25 protein-coding genes and 2 pseudogenes are annotated in these 24427 nt (G+C 57.5%); 8 read left to right on the top strand and 19 right to left on the bottom strand.

Annotated features, from left to right (window positions below; genetic code table 11):
- The first annotated feature begins 269 nt into the window (after window positions 1-269).
- Window positions 270-830 carry a magnesium transporter gene (locus KW848_RS06755; protein ID WP_111450863.1) on the top strand — a complete coding sequence of 187 codons (561 nt, stop codon included), beginning with the start codon at window positions 270-272 and terminating at the stop codon, window positions 828-830.
- Window positions 831-862: 32 nt separating this feature from the next.
- Here KW848_RS06755 and KW848_RS06750 read toward each other — a convergent pair whose 3' ends face one another.
- From KW848_RS06750 to KW848_RS06730, 5 genes are read right to left on the bottom strand one after another with little or no spacing between them, the layout of a single operon-like run.
- Window positions 863-1180, bottom strand: coding sequence for a cytochrome C oxidase subunit IV family protein (locus KW848_RS06750; protein WP_192406592.1), 318 nt, complete (start codon window positions 1178-1180; stop codon window positions 863-865).
- Between the two features lie 13 nt (window positions 1181-1193).
- Window positions 1194-1907, bottom strand: a complete 714-nt coding sequence (locus KW848_RS06745) for a heme-copper oxidase subunit III family protein (RefSeq protein ID WP_111450864.1) — start codon at window positions 1905-1907, stop codon at window positions 1194-1196.
- A gap of 6 nt (window positions 1908-1913) precedes the next feature.
- Window positions 1914-2606 carry a cytochrome c oxidase subunit 3 gene (locus KW848_RS06740; RefSeq protein ID WP_218536383.1) on the bottom strand — a complete coding sequence of 231 codons (693 nt, stop codon included), beginning with the start codon at window positions 2604-2606 and terminating at the stop codon, window positions 1914-1916.
- The gene (gene ctaD, locus KW848_RS06735) at window positions 2603-4378 is read right to left on the bottom strand and encodes a cytochrome c oxidase subunit I (protein ID WP_218536530.1); all 1776 of its coding nucleotides are present in this window, start codon (window positions 4376-4378) and stop codon (window positions 2603-2605) included. The genes KW848_RS06740 and ctaD overlap by 4 nt, the downstream gene beginning before the upstream one ends.
- Before the next feature lie 49 nt (window positions 4379-4427).
- Window positions 4428-5894, bottom strand: a complete 1467-nt coding sequence (locus tag KW848_RS06730) for a cytochrome c oxidase subunit II (RefSeq protein WP_218536382.1) — start codon at window positions 5892-5894, stop codon at window positions 4428-4430.
- 436 nt (window positions 5895-6330) lie between these two features.
- Between KW848_RS06730 and KW848_RS06725 the strand changes: the two genes are divergently transcribed.
- Window positions 6331-6672, top strand: a complete 342-nt coding sequence (locus KW848_RS06725) for a hypothetical protein (RefSeq protein WP_192406584.1) — start codon at window positions 6331-6333, stop codon at window positions 6670-6672.
- Window positions 6673-6751: 79 nt separating this feature from the next.
- On the opposite strand, the gene tam is transcribed toward KW848_RS06725, so the two are convergent.
- Window positions 6752-7522, bottom strand: coding sequence for a trans-aconitate 2-methyltransferase (tam, locus tag KW848_RS06720; RefSeq protein ID WP_218536381.1), 771 nt, complete (start codon window positions 7520-7522; stop codon window positions 6752-6754).
- 104 nt (window positions 7523-7626) lie between these two features.
- Complete coding sequence (locus KW848_RS06715) at window positions 7627-7956, bottom strand: YXWGXW repeat-containing protein (protein WP_111450872.1); 330 nt, start codon at window positions 7954-7956, stop codon at window positions 7627-7629.
- 441 nt (window positions 7957-8397) lie between these two features.
- Between KW848_RS06715 and KW848_RS06710 the strand changes: the two genes are divergently transcribed.
- The 3 genes from KW848_RS06710 to KW848_RS06700 all read left to right on the top strand — a co-directional run bounded on the left by KW848_RS06710 (window position 8398) and on the right by KW848_RS06700 (window position 10097).
- The gene (locus KW848_RS06710; RefSeq protein WP_218536380.1) at window positions 8398-8901 is read left to right on the top strand and encodes an inclusion body family protein; all 504 of its coding nucleotides are present in this window, start codon (window positions 8398-8400) and stop codon (window positions 8899-8901) included.
- A 124-nt stretch (window positions 8902-9025) separates the two neighbouring features.
- Entirely contained in the window at window positions 9026-9565 is a 540-nt protein-coding gene (locus KW848_RS06705; protein WP_218536529.1) for an AidA/PixA family protein, read from the top strand.
- Window positions 9566-9686: 121 nt separating this feature from the next.
- A complete protein-coding gene (locus KW848_RS06700) occupies window positions 9687-10097 on the top strand; it encodes a low affinity iron permease family protein (protein WP_218536379.1) in 411 nt (136 codons plus the stop codon).
- A gap of 46 nt (window positions 10098-10143) precedes the next feature.
- Here the strand turns inward: KW848_RS06700 and KW848_RS06695 are convergent, their stop codons facing one another.
- The 7 genes and pseudogenes from KW848_RS06695 to KW848_RS06665 form a co-directional block, all read right to left on the bottom strand.
- On the bottom strand, window positions 10144-10647 hold the full coding sequence (locus KW848_RS06695) for a DUF4142 domain-containing protein (protein WP_218536378.1): 504 nt from the start codon (window positions 10645-10647) through the stop codon (window positions 10144-10146).
- A 73-nt stretch (window positions 10648-10720) separates the two neighbouring features.
- On the bottom strand, window positions 10721-10879 hold the full coding sequence (locus KW848_RS06690) for a KGG domain-containing protein (RefSeq protein WP_008152986.1): 159 nt from the start codon (window positions 10877-10879) through the stop codon (window positions 10721-10723).
- 117 nt (window positions 10880-10996) lie between these two features.
- On the bottom strand, window positions 10997-12346 hold the full coding sequence (locus KW848_RS06685) for a sensor domain-containing diguanylate cyclase (protein ID WP_218536377.1): 1350 nt from the start codon (window positions 12344-12346) through the stop codon (window positions 10997-10999).
- A gap of 85 nt (window positions 12347-12431) precedes the next feature.
- Window positions 12432-13070, bottom strand: coding sequence for a LysE family translocator (locus KW848_RS06680; protein WP_111450884.1), 639 nt, complete (start codon window positions 13068-13070; stop codon window positions 12432-12434).
- Window positions 13071-13182: 112 nt separating this feature from the next.
- Entirely contained in the window at window positions 13183-13914 is a 732-nt protein-coding gene (locus KW848_RS06675) for a hypothetical protein (RefSeq protein ID WP_218536376.1), read from the bottom strand.
- Window positions 13915-13949: 35 nt separating this feature from the next.
- Complete coding sequence (locus KW848_RS06670; RefSeq protein ID WP_218536375.1) at window positions 13950-14684, bottom strand: hypothetical protein; 735 nt, start codon at window positions 14682-14684, stop codon at window positions 13950-13952.
- A 179-nt stretch (window positions 14685-14863) separates the two neighbouring features.
- Window positions 14864-15205 (bottom strand): annotated as a pseudogene (locus KW848_RS06665) (LysR family transcriptional regulator); the annotation flags it as partial.
- Between KW848_RS06665 and KW848_RS06660 the strand changes: the two are divergent.
- Window positions 15205-15609: pseudogene (locus KW848_RS06660) on the top strand (DMT family transporter); the annotation flags it as partial. The pseudogenes KW848_RS06665 and KW848_RS06660 overlap by 1 nt on opposite strands.
- Window positions 15610-15789: 180 nt before the next feature.
- Here the strand turns inward: KW848_RS06660 and KW848_RS06655 are convergent.
- The 4 genes from KW848_RS06655 to KW848_RS06640 form a co-directional block, all read right to left on the bottom strand.
- The gene (locus tag KW848_RS06655; RefSeq protein WP_218536374.1) at window positions 15790-17121 is read right to left on the bottom strand and encodes an MFS transporter; all 1332 of its coding nucleotides are present in this window, start codon (window positions 17119-17121) and stop codon (window positions 15790-15792) included.
- A gap of 182 nt (window positions 17122-17303) precedes the next feature.
- Window positions 17304-18230 carry a hydroxymethylglutaryl-CoA lyase gene (locus KW848_RS06650; RefSeq protein ID WP_218536373.1) on the bottom strand — a complete coding sequence of 309 codons (927 nt, stop codon included), beginning with the start codon at window positions 18228-18230 and terminating at the stop codon, window positions 17304-17306.
- Window positions 18227-19420 carry a CaiB/BaiF CoA-transferase family protein gene (locus KW848_RS06645; RefSeq protein WP_218536372.1) on the bottom strand — a complete coding sequence of 398 codons (1194 nt, stop codon included), beginning with the start codon at window positions 19418-19420 and terminating at the stop codon, window positions 18227-18229. The genes KW848_RS06650 and KW848_RS06645 overlap by 4 nt, the downstream gene beginning before the upstream one ends.
- Before the next feature lie 233 nt (window positions 19421-19653).
- Window positions 19654-20562, bottom strand: a complete 909-nt coding sequence (locus tag KW848_RS06640) for a LysR family transcriptional regulator (RefSeq protein WP_111450896.1) — start codon at window positions 20560-20562, stop codon at window positions 19654-19656.
- A gap of 239 nt (window positions 20563-20801) precedes the next feature.
- On the opposite strand from KW848_RS06640, the gene KW848_RS06635 reads away from it, so the two are divergent.
- Window positions 20802-22037 (top strand): aminotransferase class I/II-fold pyridoxal phosphate-dependent enzyme, encoded by a 1236-nt coding sequence (locus tag KW848_RS06635; RefSeq protein ID WP_218536371.1) that lies wholly within the window; start codon window positions 20802-20804, stop codon window positions 22035-22037.
- A 49-nt stretch (window positions 22038-22086) separates the two neighbouring features.
- Here the strand turns inward: KW848_RS06635 and yiaY are convergent, their stop codons facing one another.
- On the bottom strand, window positions 22087-23235 hold the full coding sequence (gene yiaY, locus KW848_RS06630) for an L-threonine dehydrogenase (RefSeq protein WP_192406565.1): 1149 nt from the start codon (window positions 23233-23235) through the stop codon (window positions 22087-22089).
- Window positions 23236-23391: 156 nt separating this feature from the next.
- Between yiaY and KW848_RS06625 the strand changes: the two genes are divergently transcribed.
- Window positions 23392-24411, top strand: coding sequence for a DUF4917 family protein (locus KW848_RS06625; protein WP_074874229.1), 1020 nt, complete (start codon window positions 23392-23394; stop codon window positions 24409-24411).
- The last annotated feature ends 16 nt before the right edge of the window (window positions 24412-24427 follow it).

Genomic DNA, 24427 nt, shown 5'->3' with positions numbered 1-24427 from the left:
TGATTTTGACGGGAGATGCAGGAACACAAAAACCGGTCTGTTGTGACCGGTTTTTTTATGCCCAGGATTTGAGGTGTCGGAGAACCTGCCGGGGGCATCAGACCGCATGCTTCCCGCCCCCATGCCTGAATGATATGCAGTGCTATACTTTTTTATGCTTTGAATGAAGTGTAAAGCGTTGCCCACGGGTACTGATACCGACTGCAAATCTCGACTGGCAGCTACAAGACAAAGGAGGTCTACAGCAAGCACGAGATGGGAGGTGTGGCATGAATCGACACTATTACATCAGCAACAATCTCGATGATCTTGAAGCCGTTGAAAATGAGCTGGAAGCCAGCGGCATCAATTCCGAACAAATTCATGTGCTCAGTCAACACGTTGCCGATGTTGAACAACATCACCTTCACGAAATCAACTCGTTAATGGAACAGGATGTTGTCCACTCTGGCGAAATTGGTGCAGTGATCGGTGTGCCACTCGCGGCGCTGGTTCTTGGCGGCGCCTATTGGCTGGGCTGGACCGAATCCGCCGCAGGCTGGATGCCGTTTATCTTTCTTGCCATTGTTGTATGTGGCTTCTGCATCTGGGAAGGCGGTTTTTTTGGTATTCAGGTGCCAAACGCTCACTTCCGCAGTTTTAAACAGGTGGTAGAAGAGGGAAAACATATTTTCTTCGTAGATGTCGAGCCGGCTCAGGAATCGGTGTTGGACGGGGTTATCGAACATCACCCAGCGCTGGAGATTGCCGGCACGGGAACGGCCGCCCCCCATTGGACTGTAGCCTGGCAGCACAAATGGCATCAGTTCAAGCGAGTGATATCGGGTTAGCCCCTGGAGACTGATGGCCATCCGGAAGCTGCTTATTGGCCGAAGGAAATAACCCGGCTGAGGAATACATAGTCCGCCTCGGTGGCCATCAGTCCGACGAGCACCAGCAAACACAACGGTGGCACCAGTATGGCGTAGACCATGGCCAACCGTTCCCAGGCCATATGCATGAAGATGGAGACAATTAAACCTGCCTTCAACAACATGAAAGTGATAATCAGGGACCACCGAAGGTAACCATGAAAGTGGAAATAGTCGACAAGGTACGACATCGTGCTGAGGACGAATAACAGCCCCCAGATTTTAAGGTACAAGCTGATTGGATGTTGCTGACCCTGAGCATGTGCCATCACCCGTGCTCCTCTACCATAAATAGAAGAAAGCAAAAATAAACACCCACACCAAATCCACGAAGTGCCAGTAAAGCCCGGCTATCTCGACGTTCTGATAGTTTCCGGAGCGCTCATAATCTCCCCGCAGTACTTTCAACGCCACAATGCTGAGATAGATGGCGCCGATTGACACATGCAGTCCGTGAAAACCGGTAATCATGAAAAAACTGGCGCCAAACTGCGCCGCCCCCATAGGGTTCCCCCAGGGACGCACGCCTTCCGCGATGAGCTTGCTCCATTCGAATGCCTGCATGCCGACGAAGGTCACACCCAAGGCAGCGGTCGCCAGCATCAGGGCCGTGGTTTTCGCCCGATCACGGCGATAGGCGAAATTGACTGCCATGGCCATGGTGCCGCTGCTGCTGATCAGCACAAAGGTCATGATGGCGATCAGAATTAGCGGGATTTCTCTGCCGCCGATCGTCAATGCGAACACTTCACTGGGGTTCGGCCAGGCGCTGGTGATGGTCATGCGTACCGACATGTAGCCGGTTAAAAAACAGGTGAATATGAACGTATCGCTGAGCAGGAATATCCACATCATCGCCTTGCCCCAAGGCACCTGCCTGAAGGCCTCCTTATCCGAGGACCAGTCGCTGGCGATGCCCTGCCATCCTGCAGCAGGCGGCAAGCTAGGTGGATTGGATGAACTGGACTCGCCTGGGGCAAGTGGGTGCAATGCCATGGCTTTTCACCTCAGGCCGCAGAATCTGGCGATCGCTTCATAGGTTTGCGGCGTGCTGGCCAGCAAAGCGAATAGCACGAACCAAAGACCCAGTAAGTAATGCCAATAGATGGCACACAGCTCTACGCTGGCGCTGAGTTGCGGCAACGGCACGCGCTGCAGGTATTTAGCAACGATGATGCCCCAGGCTATCAACCCGCCCAGCAGGTGGAGCGCATGCAGGCCAGTCAACAGGTAGAAGAAGCTGTTGGCCGGATTGCTGGCGAGAAAGTAACCCCAGGCGACAAACTGCTGCCAGACCAAGAGCTGCCCCGCCAGAAAAGCAATGGCGAATACGCCCGCCAATGCAAAACCAATCACAGCGGCACCCAGTCGCGCCCGTCGGGCGGCCATACGCGACCACTGCAGTGCGACGCAACTGACTACCAGAAAAGCCGAATTCAGCCATAACTGCCTTAGATTGGCTAACGGCGCCATGGGCTCTGTCAGGGGGAGCCAGTCGGTCATTTGTGAACGGGCGATAAAGGCGAGCAAGAAGAGAAAGAATAACGAACTCACCACGGCCAGAAATAAGCGCAGGCCTGTTCTTGCGATTTGGTTTCGATCGGCACCTTCGCCGGCCTGAATACCCTGCGGATCACGATTCCAGCTGCCGCCGGGGTCTGCGCCGTCGGCGTTTCTCAATAGCAACCTGCTCATGTTCTAACGTCCGCTATCTTGGTTCCGGCACTCAGTTGCCGCATCTGCTCCAACTCCTCGGCAGAGACTGTCTGCGGAACGAAATCCTGTTCTATCCCCGGCACACTGTAGTCATAGGCCCAGCGATGAACGACCGGCAGCTTCTCTCCCCAGTTACCGTGTATCGGCGGGGTGTTCGGCGTTTGCCATTCCAGACTGGCCGCGCCCCAGGGATTACTGCCTGCGGGCCTGCCCTTGAATGCACTCCAGGCCAGGTTGAACAGGAACAACAACTGGGAAACGCCAACGGCCAATGCGATCACCGTAATGAAGGCATTCAACTCATGCGCCGACTGCGGGATGAACGCGTAGTTGTCATAGGCGTAGTAGCGGCGTGGCATCCCCTGAAAACCCAGGTAGTGCATGGGGAAGAAAATGGCGTAGGTGCCCAGAAAGGTAATCCAGAAATGCAACTTGCCCAGGGTGTCGTTCCACATGCGCCCGGTGACTTTCGGGAACCAGTGATAAATACCGCCGAACACCACCAGTACCGGTGCGACCCCCATGACCATATGAAAATGGGCGACGACGAAATAGGTGTCCGAGAGCGGTATATCCACGATCACATTGCCGAGAAACAACCCGGTCAGACCGCCGACCAGAAAGGTGACGATAAAGGCCAGGGCAAACAGCATCGGCACGGTCAGATGGATGTCGCCACGCCACAGGGTCAGCACCCAGTTGTAGACTTTCAGTGCGGTCGGCACCGCGATGATCAGGGTGGTGGTCGCGAAGAAAAAGCCAAAGTACGGGTTCATTCCGCTGACATACATGTGGTGCGCCCAGACCACAAAGCTGAGTACGCCAATCGCAATAATGGCCCACACCATCATTCGATAGCCGAAGATATTTTTACGCGCATGGGTGCTGATCAAGTCGGAGACCAGACCAAACGCAGGGAGCGCAACGATGTAGACCTCCGGGTGGCCGAAGAACCAGAACAGGTGCTGGAATAATATGGGGCTGCCACCCTGGTGATCGAGCTGCTGCCCCAGCGAGATCATTGCCGGCATAAAGAAGCTGGTGCCCAACAGCTTGTCAAACAGCATCATGACCGCACTGACGAACAACGCCGGGAAGGCCAGCAAAGCCATGATCGAGGCCATGAAGATGCCCCATACGGAGAGCGGCATGCGAAACAATGTCATGCCGTGCGTGCGCGCCTGCAACACCGTGGTGACGTAGTTCAACCCGCCCATGGTGGCTGCGACAATAAAAATCGCCAGTGAGACGAGCATCATGACGATGCCCCACTCGACCCCCGGTGTCCCCTGAGAAATGGACTGTGGCGGATAGAGCGTCCAGCCCGAACCGGTGGGGCCGCCAGGGACAAAGAAACTGGAGAGCAACACCACTACCGCCAGCAGGTAGAACCAGTAACTCAGCATGTTGACATAGGGGAAGACCATGTCGCGGGCGCCCACCATCAGCGGGATCAGATAGTTACCGAAGCCACCCAGAAACAAGGCCGTCAGCAAGTAAATGACCATGATCATGCCGTGCATGGTCATCGCCTGATAGTAAGCACTGGCGTCCATGAACGCCAAAGTGCCGGGGAAGCCAATCTGTATGCGCATCAAGTCGGACAACACCACGGCGATAACGCCCACGAATATAGCCGTCAAGGAATATTGAATGGCGATGACCTTGTGATCCTGACTCCAGATATATTTGGTCAGGAAGCTTTTGGGCTCGTGTAGTGCTTCTGTTTCGGCTTGCTCCGCATAGGCCATCACGTCATCCTCCTGTCGAAGTTTCGGTGCATTCCTGGCTGCTTTACGGTTACTTCCCTGGCTCCGCCTTGCTCGCATCAGCGTCGGCTTTCGCTTTGGATTTGATAAAAGCGATCAGTGCGTTCAACTCCTGATCACTCGGGGTAAAGGCCGGCATGATGGCTGCGTAGCCCTTGACGATTTTGGCACCGGGATTAAGCACCGACTCTTTTATATAGCCCTCATCGGCCTTTATCGTCGAACCGTCGGCAAGGGTTACAGGCTCGTTATACAGGCCCTGCCAGCTGGGGCCGACGCCCTTGCTGCCATCGACACTGTGGCAGGCCAGACAGCCGAGTGACTGGGCCAGCCGCTGCCCCTGTGTCGCCAAGTCGTCACCTCCGTCCAGCTTTTCGCCAGTAGAAGGTTCTTGCTGCGCGACACCCAGTGATTTGATCAGGGTGACGACAGCACCCAGTTCATCTTCAGTGAGAGTATAGGCCACCATGACCGGCGGATAACCCTGTACCAGTCGAGCCTTCGGATCGAGGATCGACTCTTTCACGTAGGCCTCATCGACGAGCACGCTGGTGCCATCGGCAAGCTGTTCAGTGCGGCCGTACAGCCCCTTCCATCCCGGGCCGAGACTGGCAGTTCCATCCTGGCTATGGCAGGCAACGCAGCCGTATTTTTCGACCAACTGGCGACCTTTTTCCAGCACGCTGTCCCGACTGGGTTTGGCAGCTGTCGTTAATGTCTGCGCAAAAGTCGGTTGACTGTTAAGCCATTGTTCGAAGGCGGTCCGGTCTTCTACGATCATATAGCCGCGCATGTTGTAATGACCGACACCACAATACTCGGCACACAGTATTTCATACTTCCCGATTACCGTCGGTGTAAACCAAAAGTACGACACCATCCCAGGCACCATGTCCATCTTGCTGCGAATCTGCGGTATATAGAAATCATGCAGTACATCTTTGGAACGCAATAAGACTTTCACCGGCTGATCGAGCGGAAGGTGAACTTCATTGCTTCTTATTAGTACATCGTCCTGCCCGGCAGAATCCTTGGGATCAAGGCCGAGAGGATTGACCGAGTCAACAAACTTGATGTCTGACTTTCCCAGCTTCCCATCCTGACCCGGAAAACGAAAAGCCCATTGCCACTGCTGGGCGACCACTTCGAGCTCATAAGCATTTTTTGGCACCCGGATGAAATCATCATAAACAACCAGGCCTGGCGCCAACATCGCGGCAATACCTATCGAGGTCACGATAATCAACCATGTTTCCAACTTTTTATTTTCTGGCTGGTAGGCAGCCCTGCCGCCTTTCTTGTGACGGAAACGTATCAAGGCCACCGCCATGAAAAGAGTGACGGCGATGAAAAATATTCCGCTGATGATCAGGGTGATGAACAGGGTGGTGTCTATTGACCCCCAGTTGGAGGCTGGCGGTGCCGCATGCCAAGGCGCTAATAAATGGAACAGCACGGACGCAATAACGATTAGTACAAGAATAATTGCCATTGCCATTTTGCCTTCATCCTATTCCTGTTACTCATCGGTATGCCTAAACATCGCCACAGAACAACACCGTCAAATCAATACTAATCTGACGCCAAAACAGGCTAGACAAATACCACTATCTTTGTGGCAAAGTCCGCAGGAAGTATAGTTCATGGCCAGAACCAGCGCTTATCGTGAAAACCATTGGCGCTCTGGATATTCCAACTTCTGCGTCAACTTGATCACTTGAAACCGATTCGCTATATATAACTGTAACTATTAAGTAACACCTCTCGCCTGGTCGCCACGTCGAGTAAGCGAAGCCCGGTTGCCAGCTATAATTAGGTCTGATTACGGAAGGCAAAGATCGGCTAAAAGCGCCCGCAAAAGTCCTTGCCTATAGCGGTCAGACAAGTGACGGCCAGAGCTATAGAGTCCAGCCGTCCACAACGGAGATTTCGCCATGAGTGCCTTGACGATCGAAGGCTGGTGCAAAGTCAACGGACAACAAAAGTCGACCCCGATGGGTGAAATCCATTTTTACGTCGATGGCTCCCTCCATAAGGGTCTGGAGGACGCTGAAGAACACCTGCAGAAGACCCATGAGCGTGAAGCCATGGTCGATGTCGACATGGACACGCTGGAGTTGAAATTGCCAGAGGGATACGGCCCTTTGTCCGACTGCCAAATGCGCGTCTATATACACAACGAGCGCGGTCAGTTCCATTTGGTCGGGCATCGAGCGAGTGATGGAAGCTTGATCTATAGCAACGCGGTTTTGATTGATCAGCTGATTGACGCCTAGCTACGACGGGATGCTCGGCCATTGGTACGCAAAAGGGACAGACGAAAAGAGCAGAATCTGTCCCTTTTTCATTAATGCATCAGCGCGTCGCAACGATAAACAACCGTGGGAACGGCAGCAGCACTGAACCATCGGCCAACGGCGGATAGGCCAGCTCGATTGCCGCCTGATACTGCTTGAGATACTGCGCCCGCTCCGCCTCATCCAGCGGATCAAGAAATGGCCGCAATCCGCTGCCCTTGAACCACTCGACCACACCAGACGCGCCGCCAGCAAGTGGATGATGGTACGTCGTGCGCCACACATCGACACGGGAACAGTGGGCCCGCAGCATCGAGTAATAACCGCTGGCACCAGCCATTTCCGTCCGCTGCCCGGCGGCGTCCGCCAGTTTGCCACCCCATGGACCATCGGCTGCAACTTCGCGCATCAAGCGATGCGAAGGCTCATTGAGATTGTCCGGCATCTGGATCGCCAGGCTGCCACCGGGGGTCAGCTTGCTCGCCAGTGCCGGCAGCAACTTCGCGTGATCCGGTAGCCACTGCAACACCGCGTTGGCGAAAATCACATCGAACGGGCCGTTTTCGTTCCAGGTATCAATATCAGCCGTATCGAATTGCACCTGCGGCAAGCGCTTGCGGGCGGCGTCGATCATATCGGTCGAACTGTCCAGGCCACGCACCGTGGCATTGGCGAAGCGCTCAACCAGCAACTCGGTCGAATTACCGGGGCCGCAACCGATGTCAATTGCCGAGCGCGCGTCCACAGCAGGGATTGCGGCCAGCAAGTCACGGGCGGGACGTGTGCGTTCATCTTCAAAAGCGACGTATTGTTTGGCGGACCAACTCATTGCGTTCTCCTGTCGGTGCGTTGTTGTAGCAAGAGGCGGAAAACCGGTTCGCTACGATACCTCGACCGATGCGCTCTGCCCAATCCGACCTATGGCGAAAGCGGTCAGTTAACCCAACCTCCTCGTTGCCAATACCAGCCATTATTACGCTGCTCCCAGTGGGGATGCACATAACGATAACCCGGTCGTTCCGGCACCCAGTGGCCATGAACAGCGACATAACGCCCACCTTCCCAACGCCAGTATCCTCGGGACCAGACGTACCCCGGACGTGCCATAGGCTCTACTTCGATTACCCGTTCCGGTGGCGGCTGCGGTGCAATGACTTCAACGTACTCATGCTGAACCGGACGCCGCTCATGAACGACCCGCTCCTGCACACAGCCGGACGCTGCGAACATCACCGCCAATAACGCCATATAACGTAACCACATGCTGCCTCCTCGGACTTGACCGCCGCATTGAGTGAATCAGCAAAAATCCCCCCCTTCCCCAGCCACGCTCCTGCCTGGCTAATTGATCTTGTAGCAGGTCGTATCTGTCTATTACCTGAACTTGTATGACTTGGCACCGACATAACAACGAGAATTTGAATGAGCGTTCTTTATCGCCAAATCTTCTGAAATCATAACTAAATCGACCGTTCGTCGAACTGACAGGCAAGCAATTTTGACAGTCTGAAAACGGCACCTATAGTCCTATCGCGGCCCGTCGGAAGGAACCCGAACCCGTTAGTTTGCACGCAAGGAGCAAGGCCAGATCGTGCTCGTGACAGGTGGGTTCCGCCCGTAGTGTATTCGCAACGGCCGTAAGGCAAGCAAGCGTTGTTGTGCCTGGAAGATGCCAGGCATTCACTATGAACAAGGAGCTTTACTATGTCTCGAGTCACGGATGTACTTGTTTCAATCGACACTGAAACCATTCTGAAAAACTACCCGAACATCAGCAAAAACCCTGCGTCGCCGACGTTGATCGACGTCAATCATGTGTACATGGTGACCAACCAGAACAATGTCGTCAGCGGCCAGGCCGGTGGCGAACTCAACCTGAAAGCCCAGGTAGGCGACTTGATTCGCTGGCGTGAAACCAGCCTGTCGCAAAACTTCGAGAATGCAGTAATTTTCTACAAGTTCATTGGCAATGTCGGCAACGAGTTGATCTCAACACCCACGCCCCGCAAGGCTACAGCGTGCGTTGCCGTTCCCAACACCAGCAACCCGTCGGTGCCGAGCTGCCAGAAAGTCGACAACCATTACTGGTCTTCGGAAACACTTTCGTGCGGTAGCGTGACCTACCACTTCCATTTCCTGATCGTTGATCGCGACTGCAAGATCGTAGGCTGCTGCTCGTGGGATCCGTTCATTACCATCCGAAACTGACGATGATCAGGCCCCTTGGCGACGAGGGGCCTGCCGAGTTCGTTGCCGCCTGGGCCGGGACGGGATGTCCTGCTTGAGCCGATGCGGCTGCCGTCTTGCATCAACATCATGAAAGGAATCCATGATGACTTCCGAACCGATTGCCTCCCCCTCGAGAAGTATCGCGCCAGCCAATAATGTGCTGCTGATCGTCGATGCCGAATCACTGCTTTCACGCTATCCGCAACCCAGTCTTGATCCGCAAAACGCGACCAGGATTGAAGAAGGTTTCATCTTCGCCGTCAGCGGCACCCAAACACCGCAAAGTACAATAAATGACAGCCTTATGACCTTTCTCGCCAGCAACGGAAAGGACTTCCATATCCGTGGCAGGACCGTCAGCTTGCTCGCCGAACACAGCGTGGTGTTCTACGAGATGTCAGTAGGTAATGCCGGGGTACTTTCACCGCCTGAATTGGTCGTTCACACCAACCTGACAGTCCCCGCCCCCAACCCCGAAAGCCCGACCCAACCGGGCAGCCACACGGCCGATGATCATTACTGGCATTGCACGCAATTGGCGGCTGGGGTGGCGGCGTGTGAACTGAAATTCATGCTGATCAATAAAAGTTGCGAGGCATTGGGATACTTCAGCTGGTCGGTGAGCGTTAAGTTGGTGGAGTGAATGGACTCCTGAAAAACCGGCCTCAAGGGCCGGTTTTTTATTGAACACACAAATGTAATTAGAATTTCCAACTCGCCGTCGCTGTCTGAAAATCAGGCGCATCCCTATAAGGAACACGGCTATGAAATTCGCAAAAGTCGCTCAGAAACTTGCCCTGTGGGCGGGTAGCCCCAAGACGTTCATGGGGGCAATCATTCTGATTTTTCTGTGGGGTTTGAGTGGGCCGATTTTTCACTTCAACGACACCTGGCAGCTGATCATCAATACGTCGACCACGATCATCACCTTCCTGATGGTGTTCCTGATCCAGAACACCCAGAACCGCGACACGGACATTTTGCACTTGAAGGTCGATGAGTTGCTGCGGGTGACGAAGGAGGCGCAGAACGCGATGCTGGGGCTTGAGGCGCTGGACCTCAAGCAGTTGGAAGCGCTACGAAAGAAGTATCGGCAACTTGGCGAGGGCGAAACGATTCCCCTGGACGGTACCGTCGTCCAGGAAAAAGGCAAGCAGGATTTGGATGAATGCTGATCGGGCTCATCGCGGGTGGCTCTAGGTCACCCGCGTACTTCGTGGGTTAGCGACTGGCTTGCAGCGCCTTGGCCATTTGCAGGTGGTTCTGCAATTTGGGCAACGTTTCTTCGGCGAAGGCCTTGATTTCAGGCACATCGATGGTCTGCGCTGCCTGTTGAAGCTGTTCGATGGCTTCCTGGGTGGTTTTCACCTGACTGGCCGCGTAGGCCTGGTCGAAGCTCGCGCCGTCCTGCACTTGCGGCATCAAGGCTTTGGCCTTATCGACGACCTCTTCACGCGGAGCCACCGGCAAATCCAGTTGTTTGGCGATTTTCGCCAGGTGCTGGTTGGCGGTGGTGCGGTCGTTGATGACGACGATGGTGTAATCCTTGACCTCTTTGGATTCGGTTTTCTGGTGCGCCAGGCGGCTGGCTTCGATATCGGCCATGCCTTTGGCCGACGCATCGTTGATGAATTCGGCGGGGGACTGGGCAAAGGCGCTGCTGGCGCACAGGCCCAGCAACGTGGCAAAACTGGCATTGCGTAAACGGGTGGCCATCCGGCTCATGGTCGCGCCCTCCTCGTAAAAAATTCAAACGGGAGCTTACGCTCCCGCCTCTCAATCAAAACTACCTTCACCGCTACTTCGATTTCTGACCACCTTTGCGGCCCATATCGGGTTTCGAAGGGTCTTTATCGACAGTCGTGGTGGTAGTTTTCCCACCTTTGCGACCGGCTTCAGACGCCTTCGTTCGATCGTTGGCGAAGTTTCCCGAGTTCGAGTTTCTTGAATTAGGCATGATTCTCTACCTCTTGGTGATGATCGCGGCGAGCAGGAGCCCGCATAGAATCAGAATTTCGTTCACCGCAAAGGTTTAGAAAAGTTGAAAACGCCACGACGAACGGTGGCAGATTTTTCAGACCCCGAGGCGTCGGTGATGTTGGCGCTTGGCGGCGTACATGGCCTCATCGGCATGCCGGAACAATTGCTTTTCTTCAGTGCCGTCGTCGGGGTATCGCGCAACGCCGATGCTCGTCTGGATGATCAGGCTGTGGCCGTCCAGACGCAGGGGGTGAGCCAAAACCTGCCGGATTTTTCCCGCCACGCTGTCGGCGTCTTCCGAGGCGTGGATGCTGTGCAACAACACTACAAACTCATCACCGCCGATGCGCGCTACCGTGTCGGTTTCTCGCACGCAGCCTTTGAGCCGATTGGCGACCGCTTGCAGCAGCATGTCGCCGACCGCATGACCGTGGGTGTCGTTGACTTGCTTGAAGCGGTCGAGGTCGACGTACAGCAGTGCCATTCGGCCGGAGTCCGCCCGCGCCAGCGCCAGTGAATCTTTAAGCCGGTCACGGAGTAACTCTCGGTTGGGCAGCTGAGTCAGCTGGTCGTACTGGGCCATGCGCTGCAGTCGGGCAAGCAATTGCTTGCGCTCAATCGCGGTGGCGACCTGTGCGCAAACGTATTGCAGCAGCTCCTTGTCCTGTTCGGTGTAACGCTCACCACCGGGCACGCTTTTAACGATCAGCGCACCGATGGTGCCGTTTTGTGAACTCAACGGCACACCCAGCCAGCAAGGTGAATGCTGGCCCGCGACCAGCGCCTCAAACCCCGCCAGTGGATTGTCTTGATCCGGGGTCAGCAGAATCGGCTGGCCACTGCGAATCACCTCGGCACAGAGGCGTCCGGTGATCGTTCCGGGCTGCTCGGGTTGCAGCTCCAGGTCGTCCACGTGATAAGGGAAATTCAGCTGTGCACAGTGTTCGTCATACAGCGCCACGGAGAAATTCAGCGCCGGCAGCCATTCACCGATGATCAAATGGATGCGTTTGAACAGTGCGAGCAAGTCTTCCGCCGCGTGGGCCGCTTCGGAGATCGCATACAACGCCGCTTGCCGGGATTCGGCCTGTTTGCGCTCAGTGATGTCGCGCGCCACGGCGATGCGCAGTTGGTCGACCTCCGACCAGCGTGCCGACCAGAGGATGTGCGCCACTCGGCCATCTTTGCGCAGGTAGCGGTTTTCGAAATTGAGCTTGGGGTCGCCACCCATGATCTCCCGCGCGGCATCGAGGGTGCGCTGACGATCGGCGGGATGCACCAGATCGATCATCGGCTGGCCGATCAGCTCGTCGGGGGTATAACCGAAAATACGCTCGCAAGCCGCGCTGACAAAAACGAAGCGACCTTGTTTGTCGACCGCACAGACGGCGTCCAGCAAGAGATCAATATAACTCGCCAACGGCGCGGAATTTCTGGTTGCCATAGTGCGGTGAGCGTGTCCGGCCAATGCAGCAATAAAGAACCTTCCCTGCCCCATCAGTACAGCTGACGCCTCCTTGCAATCAGCCTCACGCCTTGTTCGTCACCAGCCCCGGCAATGCATGCGCCAGGGCATTGATGGCGAATCCGATAAACATCACCCCACACAACCGGGTGATCAGCAGCTCATGGCGCTGGTACAACATGCGCACCTGCCGCGCACCGACAATGCCAATGAGGATAGCGTAGGCCATGAGGCCACCGACGAAACTCAGGACAATCAGCCACGGCAGCATCGACCAGTGCAGCAATTCGGCACGGCTGGACAGCAGCGCCGTAAAAGTCGCTACCGCCACCGGGTAAGCCTTCGGATTGGTCAGGCCAAACAGAATGCCGTGCCAGAACGGCTGCCGCGCCGGGCCTTGAGGTGCTTCGTCACTGCTGCGACGAGCGCGAACCGCTCGCAGACCGAGCCAAAACAGGTACAGCCCACTGAGTACTCCCAGCACATCGAATGCGGTACTGCCGATTTCCCGCGCACCGACAATCGCGATCAGCGCAGTGCTGCACCAGACCACATCCCCCAGCAGATGCCCGCAGAGAAACCCCGCCCCGGCCCTCCGACCACGCGCCGCACCGATGCCGAACACCGCCAACACACCCGGCCCCGGCGTGATGCCGTAGATAAAGCCAGAGGCGAGAACAGCCATTAGCAGCGACGGGGTCATTGGAAGTCCTGTTGAGCCGGAGCGAATGCACGCAAGTCTATCTCAGGTTCCCGGAACCCGACTTACTGATCGTCGAAGACTTTCATTCCCGCATCGGGCTGCTACCGATGGATTAACCTCTAAGTGCTTCTGGTACGACGTATTGCTTGCCGTCATAACGGAGAGTGACTTGGGTCGTCTTCAATTTCTGGGATTCGCCATCGCACAGTTCGCCCACCTTGAAGCTTTTCGTCAGCGTCACAGTGGAGCTGACAATGAGGTCTGTGAACCCGTTTTGCATCGACTGAGCGATACCGACCGTTCGCTGCGTCCGCGTCCCCTCTCCTGCGCAATTGCCGTCCCACTCGCCATTGCTGCTGTCGACCACCAGCCCTTCCAGCACGGGACGTAGAACACTGCCATCCTTGAGATACAGTGCCAATTCTGTTTTCGTATAGGGACTGACGCTGGACTCATGGGCAAATTTCGAACGAATGCCAAACGCACGCTCGTCAGTGTTCAGCTTGTACCTTGCTGTATCAATGGCCAGCCCTTCATACGCCACAGCGTCCGAATAATAGGCGTCTTTTTTTCGGTAGTTGGCCAGGCGCTTCGAATTGGATGATTGGATCAGCGACAACTCCAGATCGACATTCCCGCCATCATTGCCTGCATCTACGAAGTCCGGGGTAAACGTAGACGTGGCAACAATAGTCAGGTCGTCATAAGCCGGCCAAACCTTGCATAGCGTGAATGAACGCTGGCCGAATGGCGCCTCATCTTCGCAACCCGCTTTGGCCTGGCCGGCAGCAATGATGAGGCCGAGTACGGCGATTGAACTCAGCAGTTTCTTGGTAGTAGTCATTGTCTTCCCTGATCGTCTCGAATCGCTCGCAGTACTTAAACGCCCTTGAAACCTTGTGGAAGGACATAGGCTTTTCCGTTGTATCGGAGTGTCGTCAGCGCGGGTTTGGCGGTGATTGATGTTGACTCACAAGCCTCCCCCTCGCCTTTGCCGATGATACTGGTGGCCACCGATTTGATGATCAGATCCGCAAATCCATGTGAACTGGTTTTGCCGATCTCAACGGTTCGAACGGTGTTATAGCGCTCACCGGCACAGTTGGTATCCCATTCGCCGCTTTCCGCCTCCGTGATGAGCCTGTCCAGGACTGGACGCAACTGATTGCCTTCTTTTACATAGAGCGACAGCCAGGTTTCAGCCATGGGATTGGCGCGAGAAGAACCGCCGAATCTGATTCGTACGCCAAAGGCTCGCAGTTCTGGAGTGAGTGTGTAGCGGGCGGTATCCAGTTGCAGGTCTTCAATGCCAAACGCGTCAGACACGAAGGCAGACGCTTGATGGAAGGATGCCTGGGGTCTCGATTCACTACCCGACACCACCGCAAGACTGAGGTCGTAGATCCCGTCACGACCCGAACTGTCGAAAGACGGGTTTGTTTCGTGCTGCGAAGTGGCAGTCAGAGTAAGGCCAGGGTAAGCGGGCCAGTCCTTGCAAACGGAAAAACCGAAATCGTCACTCAACGACGGTGACGCACATTCAGCGAACACCCGGGCCGTCATTATCAGGCTGCACGCAGCCAGACTTCCCATCAACCCAGACTTCAATGTCATGCCCTGCTCCTTGTCTACTTCAAAAAACCAGACGATTTCAGCCGCGCACTATCCCCGGCTCGGTAGGTCTGTTCAATCATTTGTTACGGTAGACGAACGGGGGGTGGCCTAACCCCCGGCCGCAGCGGATTTCGTCCAAGCCATCCTTGCCGGCGTCGATCACCTTGCTGGATAGAACGTCATCCGTGCTTGATCCCCTCCCCAATCCGCCCATTCAACCAGTTCAACGCCTGATCCCCGCCCCGCCGTTTGTGCCAAACCAACACAAACGTAAACGACGGAATGTGAAACGGCGGCGGGACCACGATCAACGACTGCTCATCGATATTGAGCAACCCTCGGAAAGCGACGGTGAGGATCAGGTCAGTACCGCTGATGAATTCCGGGGCGACGCTCCAGTGCGACAGGCTGATCGCCACGCGACGGCGTTCACGCAGGGCTGTCAGGGCTCGTTCGATTTCCGGGGTGCCGCTGCCGCGCATTTCCAGCAGGACGTGGGGTCGGGCGAGGTAGGTCGGCAGCCAACCTCGGACGCGGTTTGGGCCACCCGTTGTGGGCAACCCTCGCGTCGTTGCTGGTCGGTATTGTGGTGTTGTTGCCGGTTATGTTGGCGCTGCGTTTGCCGTTGCCGTCGCTGGCGTTCATCAGCAAGGCGCCGCTGTGGATGTGGGCTGGTGGCGCGTTTGGGGTGTGCTTTATTTCGTTGGCGTTGATGCTGTTGCCCAAACTCGGGGCCTCGGGGTTTATTGCTTTGGCGCTGGCGGGACAGGTGATTGCCTCGCTGCTGGATCACTTCGGGTGGTTTGGGTTGGTGGAGCGGGAGATGACAGTGCCTCGGGTGTCTGGGGCGGTGTTGTTAATGGCTGGAGTGGTGTTGATTCAGTTCGAAGGCACATTGGAAAAAGCGATAACAGCAACGTCTTGATCGTTCCCACGCTCTGCGTGGGAATGTAGCCCGTGACGCTCCGCGTCACTGGACGCAGAGCGTCCCTTGAAGCATTCCCACGCAGAGCGTGGGAACGATCATCTTCTTGCGATCGCAGCCTTCGCCAGCTCCTGCAGTGATGCGTGGTCGATGCAGGAACCGGCGTAGCCTGCGAAACTTTTAAAACTTGTCGAGCGTACGCAGCTTCTGCGGCAACCCCCACAGCAGCAGCGCCACGGCGATCAGCGCACAGACGCCGATGACATACAGTGCCGGCGTGGTGCTGCCGGTCAGGTCTTTGATCCGCCCCACCATCACCGGGCTGACGATGCCGCCGAACTGGCCGAGGGTGTTGATGACTGCAATCCCGCCAGCAGCCCCTGCGCCCGCACCGGCCAGCAGTTTGGGCGGCAGGGTCCAGAAACTCGGGATAGACGCGATGATTCCGGCACCGAGCAAGCCCAGCGCGACAATCAGGAAGGTCGTGTGGTTAGCGAAGATTCCCGCACAGAAGAACCCCACCGCGCCCACCGCAACCAGACCTGCGACAAACTTGCGTCGCTCGCCGGTCGAGTCAGACAACCGCCCGATCACCACCATGCTGATGGCGCCGCAGATGTAAGGGATGGCGGTCAGCAAACCGATCATCACCGGGCTCTCGGTGCCGGCACTGCGAATCAGTTGCGGGGCCCAGAAGTTCAAGCCGTAGGACGCCACCTGAATCAGGAAGTAGATCAGCCCGAGTGTCAGGAAACCCGGAATCCGCAGTGCGGCGAGCAACGAGCCGCCACTCTTGTGCGGTTCATGGTGCGCAATACGGCTGGCCAGCAGCGTTTTCTCTGAGGGCGTCAGCCAATGGGCGTCTTCGATGCGGTCCTTGAGCAATGTCAGCACCAGCAAGCCGAGGCCGATGCAAGGCACGCCGCCCAGCAGAAACAGCCAGTGCCAGCCGCGCATATCGAGGAAGCCGTCGAGGTGTTGAAGCACCAGCCCGGAGAACGGTGCACCCACCAGACCGGCAAACGCCGACGCCAGAAACAACATCGACGTGATGCGCCCACGATAATGCTGCGGGAACCACAGCGTCAGGTAATACAGGACTCCCGGCGCAAAACCGGCTTCCATCGCACCAATCACAAAGCGCAGCACGTAGAACTGCCATTCGCTATTGACGAAGACCATGGCCGCAGTAGCGAGCCCCCAGGACATCATGATCCGGGCGATCCAGCGCCGGGCGCCGACCTTGTACAGCATCATGTTGCTCGGCACTTCGAAGATCACGTAACCGACCACGAACAACCCGGCGCCGAGGCCGTAAGCGGTGTCGCTCAGGCTCAGGTCGGTCTGCAGCTGGAACTTGGCGAAGCTGATGTTGATGCGATCGAAAAACGCGAACAGGTAGCAGACCATGATCAACGGCATCAGGCGCCAGGCGACTTTGCTGACCAGGGCTTTTTCTTCGTCGTGGCTAACGGACGGGCTCGCGCCCGCCTCCAGTACATTAAGGCTCATGATGGTTCTCCAGGTGGACTGCCCGTGGGTGTCCGATTGTTTTTGTTGTCTGGTTGAAAGGTCTGTAGGGAGCTTTATTGTGGGAGCGGGCTTGCTCGCGAAGGCGGATTGTCAGTCGACATCTTTGTTAAATGTCAGACCGCATTCGCGAGCAAGCCCGCTCCCACACGGATTAGGGGTTGTCAGGACGGGGACGGGTGCAAATCGCAATTGCGTCCGGCCTTGGCCAGTTGACCGGGCACTTCGTGGCCCAGCAGTGCGGGTAATCCTCGTGACAATTGCAGCAACAGCGGCAGATCGATGCCGGTGTGAATGCCGATCTCATCGCACAGGTTGACCAAATCTTCGGTGCAAATATTGCCCGAGGCACCCGGCGCGAACGGGCATCCGCCGAGCCCGCCCAGTGCCGCGTCGAAGCGACGGGCACCGGCTTCGTAGGCGGCCAGCACGTTGCACAGACCGAGCCCGCGGGTGTTGTGGAAATGCAGGGTCAGATTTGCCGGCGAAACCCGCTGCAAGACTCGCCGCACCAGACGATCAACCTGCCGCGGATTGGCCATGCCGGTGGTGTCGGCCAGGGTAATGCCCTGAATCCCGAGCTCCTGATACGCCTCGACGATTTGCAGCACGCGATCCTCATCGATCTTGCCTTCAAACGGGCAGCCGAAGGTGGTGGCGATGCTGGCGTTGAGTCGCACCGTCGTTCCGCGAACGTATTGCACGATCTCGCCGAACGCGGCCAATGAGGCTTCGCAACGCATGCGCATGTTGGCCAGGTTGTGGGTCTGGCTGGCGGACATCACCAGGTTCAACTCGTCGGCCCTGGTCGCCAGCGCCCGTTGCGCGCCTTTCAGGTTGGGGATCAACGCGACGTAAATCACCCCCGGTTGCCGGGTGATGCCCTTGAACACCAGCTCACCATCGCGCAGCGCTGGAATCGCCTTGGGCGAAACGAACGAACCTGCTTCGATGCGGCTGAAACCGGCCAGCGACAGCTGATCGATCAAGGCAATCTTGTCGACGGTTTCGACCCAGGTCGGCTCGATCTGCAAGCCGTCGCGGGGGGAGACTTCCTGAACAATCAGGGTCTCGGAAAAATCAGTGATCATTGCACCACCCCTTCCGCTTTCAGCCGTTCGATGTCCGAATCCGTAAGACCCAGCCCCGCGAGGATGCCGTCGGTGTGCTGGCCCAACGTAGGTCCGGACCAGTTCACGCCACCGGGCGTCTCGGACATTTTCGGCACGATGCCGGGCATCTTCACCGTGGCACCGCCGGGCAGGTCGGCGTTGAGCAGCATGCCCCGCGCCTGATAGTGCGGATCGGCGACGATGTCGGCGACTGAATAGATGCGCCCGGCCGGGACTTCGGCCGCTTCCAGTGCCGACAACACTTCGTCGATCGGCAGGCTGCTGGTCCAGTGAGTGATCGCCGCGTCGAGCACGTTGCTCTTGGCGGCACGCCCGTCGTTATGGGCGAACTCCGGCGCATCGGCCAGGTCACGGCGACCGATGACGTCCATCAAGCGCTTGTAGATCGGGTCGCTGTTGCCGGCGATCACCACGTAGGCGCCATCGGCCGTCAGATAGGTGTTAGACGGCGCGATGCCCGGCAAGGCCCCGCCGCTGCGCTCACGAACATGGCCGAGCATGTCGTATTCCGGCACCAGGCTTTCCATGACGTTGAACACACTTTCAGCCAGCGACACATCGACGACTTGCCCACCGCCCTGCCCGGTCTTGACCCGCAGCAGCGACATCAAGGCACCGATCACCGCGTGCAACGAAGCCAGGGAATCGCCGAGGCTTACGCCCACCCGCGCCGGCGGTGAACCGGGGGTGCCGGTGGTGTAGCGAATCCCGCCCATGGCCTCGCCGATGGCGCCGAACCCTGGACGATCACGGTAAGGGCCGGTCTGGCCATAACCGGATATACGCACCAGCGTCAGGTCAGGGTTGAGGGCGTGCAACACGTCCCAGCCCAGACCGAGTTTCTCCAGGGCGCCGGGACGCAGGTTTTCGATCAGCACGTCGGCGCTGGTCGCCAGTTGCTTGACCAGTTCGATGCCTTCGGGGGATTTCAGATTCAGCGCCAGGGACTTCTTGTTGCGCGATTGCAGGTACCACCACAGCGACGTGCCTTCGTGCAGCTTGCGCCATTTGCGCAGCGGGTCGCCCTGACCCATGGCTTCGATCTTGATCACGTCGGCGCCGAACTCGGCGAGCATGCGAGCGGCAAACGGCGCGGCGATCAGCGTGCCGATCTCGATCACTTTGATTGCACTCAAGGGGGCAGTCATCGCGGGGTACCTCATGTTGTTCTTGGAATATGAGCCAAGGCTAGAGGACCCCGGGGGCTGGAATCCAACCTTCAGTTGGCAACGAGCGTTCGCGAAACGCGAACGCCCTGGAATTGCCGCGACCTCAGGTCAGCCTTCGCGAGCAAGCCCGCTCCCACAGGGAGGTACACCCGCAGACCAACTGTGGGAGCGGGCTTGCTCGCGAAGAGGCCGGCCTAGCCAATCGAGAACTGTCAGACCACCCCACGCAAATGCTCGAACAACATCCGGCTCACCGGCGACAGCGCCGCTTCATCGCGCACCACCAGAACCAACGCGCGATCCGACCAGTCATCCGTCAACGGCACCGCGTGCAAGCCCAACGCCCGGCCAAACAGCTCATAGGCTTTTTGCGGCAGGATGCCGATGCCCATGTTGGCCTGGACCATCCGGCACATGGCGTCGAAACCCGGTACATGAATCCGCAACCGCAGCACTTTGCCCGCCTCGCGCGCGGCTGCGTGGGTACGCATATTGATTGAACTGGCGGAATGCAAACCGACGTAATCGCTGCCCAGCGTATCGGCGAAGGCCAGACTGGAACGACTCGCCAACGGATGATCGGGCAGCATCAACACCATCAGTTTGTCCTGTCGATAAAGCACGCTGTGCAGACCTTTGACGTCGCTGTCACTGGAGCAGATCCCAAGGTCCGCCACGCCATCCAGCACCCCCTGAATCACCCCGCTGCTGGGGCGTTCTTCGAGGTCGGTCTTGACTTGAGGATGACGCGCGGAGAAGTCCCGCAGGTCTTCGGGCAGGAACTGAATGATCGCCGACAGGTTGGCGAGCATCCGCACATAGCCGCGAATACCGTGGCTGTGTTCGCCCAGTTCGAGCCCCATTTTCTCCACGTTGAACAGCATCTGCCGAGCATGGTGCAACAAGGTTTCACCGGCCGGCGTCAGGGTCATGCCCTTGGCCTGACGCACGAACAGGCTGATGCCCAGCGCTTCTTCCAACTCCATCAGCCGCTTGCTGGCCGCCGACACCGCGATGGCTTCACGCGCGGCGGCACGGGTCAGCGTGCCCTCCTCATGAACGGCGACAAACAGCTGGAGAGTGATCAGGTCGAGGCGGCGGATCAGGCTTTTTTGCAGCATGGAGGGCTCGATGACTTCTGTTCGACAGAGTCGGCAGGATAGCCCGGTTTCTACGCGACTCGGCAAAGCAAATTGCCCACAACATCACGAGGCATCGTCCTACACATAAATGTCTTGTAACACTCAGCCCTACCGGAAACAGCCGATTCAAAGCCTTCGCCGCGCTCTGTAAAGTCTGGAAACACACACGAACTGCAACAAACTCATGGATCGTTTCACTCAAGGAAAGTCGTTTTCACATGGACCAGACAGCACACGCAGCAAACCGCTACACCAACTACCGCAAAGTCATCGCGTTGGCCGATCACGATTGGGAGAGCGCTGAAGCCGGGAAAATTTCGGGGCTTAACGTCGAAATCAAAAGTGCCAACCGGATGCTCGATCAGCACGGGCGCGCGTTTCATCATTTCTGCACGACGTCGTACCTGGGCCTGGATCACCATCCCGACATTCTCGACGGCGCCATGAATACCCTGTGGGAAACCGGCACCCTGCGCGTCGCCAACTCAAAGAACCGCTGCAAGCTGGCGATTCTGGAACAGTACGAAACCGAACTGTCCGAGTTGTTCGGCGCCAGTTGCCTGAGCACCTTGTCGTGCAGTGCGGCGAGTGCCGGAATCCTGCCGTTGCTGGCCAGCGGCGTGTTCACGGAAAACCGCCCTCCCGTGATGGTCTTTGACCGGTTGGCGCACTACTCGATGAATCACCTCAAAGCCGCCTGCGCGGATGAAACCACGGTCGTGACCAGTCCTCATAACGACATGGATTTTCTCGAGAAGCAGTGTCAGCAACACCGCACCGTCGCGTATATCGCAGACAGCGCCTACAGCATGGGCGGGGTCGCGGACATGGACAGTCTTTTGTATCTCAAGGACCGCTATGGGTTGTTTCTCTACCTGGACGATTCCCACGCACTGTCCGCCGTCGGAACATCGGGCGCAGGCCTCGTACGCCCCAGGTTTCACGCCCTGGAGAATGACTGCCTGATTGTCGCCTCGCTGGCCAACTCGTTTGGCGCCGGCGGTGGTCTGGTCATGTTGGGCAATGAACGGCAGAAGAGGCTCATTGCCCGTTACGGCGGTCCCAGCAATTGGTCGCAAAGCCTGGACAGTGCAGCCATTGGCGCGGGCAGAGCGTCCATCCTGCTACATCGCACGCTGGAATTTGCCGCGTTGCAGGAAAAACTTCAGGTTAATATCCGGCTGTTCGACAGCCTCATACGCACCGATCAACACAACAGCAACATGGCGATTCGACTGGTCAACTGCGGCGAAGCAACGCTCGCCAACAGCATCGCCATGGAACTGGCCAATCACGGCTTCTTCACCTCGGCGGTTTTTTTCCCAGTGGTCGCACAAGGCAAGGCAGCCATCAGAATCACCCTGCGCGCCGACATGGAGCCGATGCTGATCCGCCACTTTTGTGAACTCATCACCGAACTTTTACGCACTCGAGGCCGGGAAATCGGCTGTTGAACTGAAACCCTGGAAGCCTCGCAGGCTTCCAGGGGGGCCGCAAGACTTCCTAAAACGCGCTGCGGAAAATTTCCTCGATCTGACGCTGATCCGCTACGCGAGGATTGGTCAGGCCACACGCATCTTTCAAGGCATTGCTGGCGAGCATCGGGATGTCGTTGAGCTTGGCGCCGAGCTCACGCAAACCGGCGGGGATTTCCACGTCTTTGGACAGGCTGCAGATCGCCACGATGGCCGCTTGGGCGCCCGCTTCCGGGGTGAAACCGCGAACATCGACGCCCATCGCAAGGGCGACATCGGTAAGGCGATCGGCGCAAACCAGCGCGTTAAAGCTTTGTACGTGGGGCAGCAAGACCGCGTTGCACACACCATGAGGCAAGTCGTAGAACCCGCCCAACTGGTGGGCCATGGCGTGGACAAAACCCAGGGATGCGTTATTGAACGCCATGCCAGCGAGGAACTGCGCGTAGGCCATGTTTTCCCGCGCGGCCATGTCACTGCCGTCGCGGACGGCCAGGCGCAGGTTGTTGCTGATCAACGTGATCGCCTTCAGTGCGCAGGCATCGGTGATCGGATTGGCCGCCGTGGAAACGTAGGCTTCGATGGCGTGGGTCAGTGCGTCCATGCCAGTGGCAGCCGTCAGGCCCTTGGGCATGGCGACCATCAGCGCCGGGTCGTTGACCGACAGCAGCGGCGTGACGTTGCGATCGACAATGGCCATTTTCACGTGACGGGACTCGTCGGTGATGATGCAGAAACGGGTCATCTCGCTGGCGGTGCCGGCGGTGGTATTGATGGCGATCAGCGGCAGTTGCGGCTGGGTGGATTGATCGACGCCTTCGTAATCGCCAATCTGCCCGCCGTTGGTTGCGCACAACGCGATGCCTTTGGCGCAGTCATGGGGCGAACCGCCGCCCAGGGACACCACGAAATCACAGCGGGTTTCCTTCAGCAGACCCAGACCGATCTCGACGTTGGCGATGCTCGGGTTAGGCTTGGCGCCGTCGAAAATCACCGAATCGATGTCCTGCATCGCCAACTTCTCGGCAATCATCTTCGCTACGCCCGCCTTGGCCAGCCCGACGTCGGTGACGATCAGCGCCTTGCGAAAACCGTACTTGCGAATGGCGTCCATGGCTTCGTCGAGGCAACCGATGCCCATGATGTTCACGGCGGGGATGAAAAACGTGCTGCTCATGAGCGAGTCTCCTGGCTGAGGCCGAATCGTTAGCGCCGATCCAGCGGGGACCCACAGGATCGACCTATCGGTCATTAAGTAACTTGATCTGGCTCAAGTCTTGGTCGTGATAAAGTCGCCGCCCACCAGACCTTCTGCTTTGAGACTTTGAACGCAATGACCGATTTCCAGGATGTTGATGCCCAACTTGAAGACTGGAACGCCTTGCGCGCCACCGCCTCGTTCAGCGGCCTGCTGGTGGGCAACGGCGCCAGTCGCGCCGTGTGGGACGATTTCGGCTACGACTCGCTGTTCGAAAACGCCCGTACCGTCGAAGAAAAACCCCTGAGCCAGTCCGAGCTGAGCGTGTTCGACGCCATGCAGACGCGCAGCTTCGAGCAGGTGCTCAGCGCGCTGAAAACCACCAGCCGGGTCAACAAGGCCCTGGCGGTGAGTTCCGCCGCGCCGCGCAATCGTTACTACGCGATCAAGGAAGCGCTGATCAACACCGTGCACGCGGTGCACATCCCGTGGCGGCTGGTGGTGCCTTCGTCGCTGGCGACGATCAATCAGGAACTGGGCCGCTACCGGACCGTGTTCACCACCAACTACGATCTGCTCAACTACTGGGCGACCCAGCACCAGCCTGATGCGATCAGCGACCTGTTTCAGGGTGCAGAATCAAGCTTCGATCTAAGCGCCACGGCGACCGATAAAACCCGGCTGCTTTACCTGCATGGCGGGTTGCATCTGGTGCGAAATCAGGACGGCACGGCGCGCAAACTGATGTCGACCGAGGGCACGTTACTCGGCAGTTTCGCGATCAACAACACGATCAAGACCCTCGATGACGTGCCGCTGTTCGTCAATGAAGGTCCGGCGCAGGACAAGCTCAAGACCATTCGCAGCTCGGACTATCTGTCGTTCTGCTACGACCAGTTACTTGGCCATGGCGACGGGTTATGCCTGTTTGGCCATGCCCTGGGTGAGCAGGACAGCCACATCATTCACGCCTTGCGTCAGGCGAAACCGCAAAGGGTGGCGATCTCGATTTATCCGCGCAGCAAGGCGTTCATTCAGCACCAGAAGCGGCATTACGCGAAGGTGTTTGAAGGAACCGGGAGTGAGTTGCGGTTTTTTGATTCGAAGACGCATGCGTTGGGCAGCCCGAAGCTCACAGTTCCAGTCGAGGTTTAGCGGCGACGCGGCTGAC

The sequence above is a fragment of the Pseudomonas sp. PDM25 genome, from assembly GCF_019219045.1.
Taxonomy (GTDB): Bacteria; Pseudomonadota; Gammaproteobacteria; order Pseudomonadales; family Pseudomonadaceae; genus Aquipseudomonas.
The sequence above is the reverse complement of the archived record's forward strand: the minus strand, read 5'-3'. Positions and strand labels throughout refer to the sequence as shown.

Excerpts from the sequence above, each read along its gene's own strand:
- KW848_RS06755 (WP_111450863.1), top strand. The coding sequence starts at position 270 with ATGAATCGACACTATTACATCAGCAACAATCTCGATGATCTTGAAGCC.
- KW848_RS06750 (WP_192406592.1), bottom strand. The coding sequence starts at position 1,180 with ATGGCACATGCTCAGGGTCAGCAACATCCAATCAGCTTGTACCTTAAA.
- KW848_RS06745 (WP_111450864.1), bottom strand. The coding sequence starts at position 1,907 with ATGGCATTGCACCCACTTGCCCCAGGCGAGTCCAGTTCATCCAATCCA.
- KW848_RS06740 (WP_218536383.1), bottom strand. The coding sequence starts at position 2,606 with ATGAGCAGGTTGCTATTGAGAAACGCCGACGGCGCAGACCCCGGCGGC.
- ctaD (WP_218536530.1), bottom strand. The coding sequence starts at position 4,378 with ATGGCCTATGCGGAGCAAGCCGAAACAGAAGCACTACACGAGCCCAAA.
- KW848_RS06730 (WP_218536382.1), bottom strand. The coding sequence starts at position 5,894 with ATGGCAATGGCAATTATTCTTGTACTAATCGTTATTGCGTCCGTGCTG.
- KW848_RS06725 (WP_192406584.1), top strand. The coding sequence starts at position 6,331 with ATGAGTGCCTTGACGATCGAAGGCTGGTGCAAAGTCAACGGACAACAA.
- tam (WP_218536381.1), bottom strand. The coding sequence starts at position 7,522 with ATGAGTTGGTCCGCCAAACAATACGTCGCTTTTGAAGATGAACGCACA.
- KW848_RS06715 (WP_111450872.1), bottom strand. The coding sequence starts at position 7,956 with ATGTGGTTACGTTATATGGCGTTATTGGCGGTGATGTTCGCAGCGTCC.
- KW848_RS06710 (WP_218536380.1), top strand. The coding sequence starts at position 8,398 with ATGTCTCGAGTCACGGATGTACTTGTTTCAATCGACACTGAAACCATT.
- KW848_RS06705 (WP_218536529.1), top strand. The coding sequence starts at position 9,026 with ATGACTTCCGAACCGATTGCCTCCCCCTCGAGAAGTATCGCGCCAGCC.
- KW848_RS06700 (WP_218536379.1), top strand. The coding sequence starts at position 9,687 with ATGAAATTCGCAAAAGTCGCTCAGAAACTTGCCCTGTGGGCGGGTAGC.
- KW848_RS06695 (WP_218536378.1), bottom strand. The coding sequence starts at position 10,647 with ATGAGCCGGATGGCCACCCGTTTACGCAATGCCAGTTTTGCCACGTTG.
- KW848_RS06690 (WP_008152986.1), bottom strand. The coding sequence starts at position 10,879 with ATGCCTAATTCAAGAAACTCGAACTCGGGAAACTTCGCCAACGATCGA.
- KW848_RS06685 (WP_218536377.1), bottom strand. The coding sequence starts at position 12,346 with ATGGCAACCAGAAATTCCGCGCCGTTGGCGAGTTATATTGATCTCTTG.
- KW848_RS06680 (WP_111450884.1), bottom strand. The coding sequence starts at position 13,070 with ATGACCCCGTCGCTGCTAATGGCTGTTCTCGCCTCTGGCTTTATCTAC.
- KW848_RS06675 (WP_218536376.1), bottom strand. The coding sequence starts at position 13,914 with ATGACTACTACCAAGAAACTGCTGAGTTCAATCGCCGTACTCGGCCTC.
- KW848_RS06670 (WP_218536375.1), bottom strand. The coding sequence starts at position 14,684 with ATGACATTGAAGTCTGGGTTGATGGGAAGTCTGGCTGCGTGCAGCCTG.
- KW848_RS06655 (WP_218536374.1), bottom strand. The coding sequence starts at position 17,121 with ATGAGCCTTAATGTACTGGAGGCGGGCGCGAGCCCGTCCGTTAGCCAC.
- KW848_RS06650 (WP_218536373.1), bottom strand. The coding sequence starts at position 18,230 with ATGATCACTGATTTTTCCGAGACCCTGATTGTTCAGGAAGTCTCCCCC.
- KW848_RS06645 (WP_218536372.1), bottom strand. The coding sequence starts at position 19,420 with ATGACTGCCCCCTTGAGTGCAATCAAAGTGATCGAGATCGGCACGCTG.
- KW848_RS06640 (WP_111450896.1), bottom strand. The coding sequence starts at position 20,562 with ATGCTGCAAAAAAGCCTGATCCGCCGCCTCGACCTGATCACTCTCCAG.
- KW848_RS06635 (WP_218536371.1), top strand. The coding sequence starts at position 20,802 with ATGGACCAGACAGCACACGCAGCAAACCGCTACACCAACTACCGCAAA.
- yiaY (WP_192406565.1), bottom strand. The coding sequence starts at position 23,235 with ATGAGCAGCACGTTTTTCATCCCCGCCGTGAACATCATGGGCATCGGT.
- KW848_RS06625 (WP_074874229.1), top strand. The coding sequence starts at position 23,392 with ATGACCGATTTCCAGGATGTTGATGCCCAACTTGAAGACTGGAACGCC.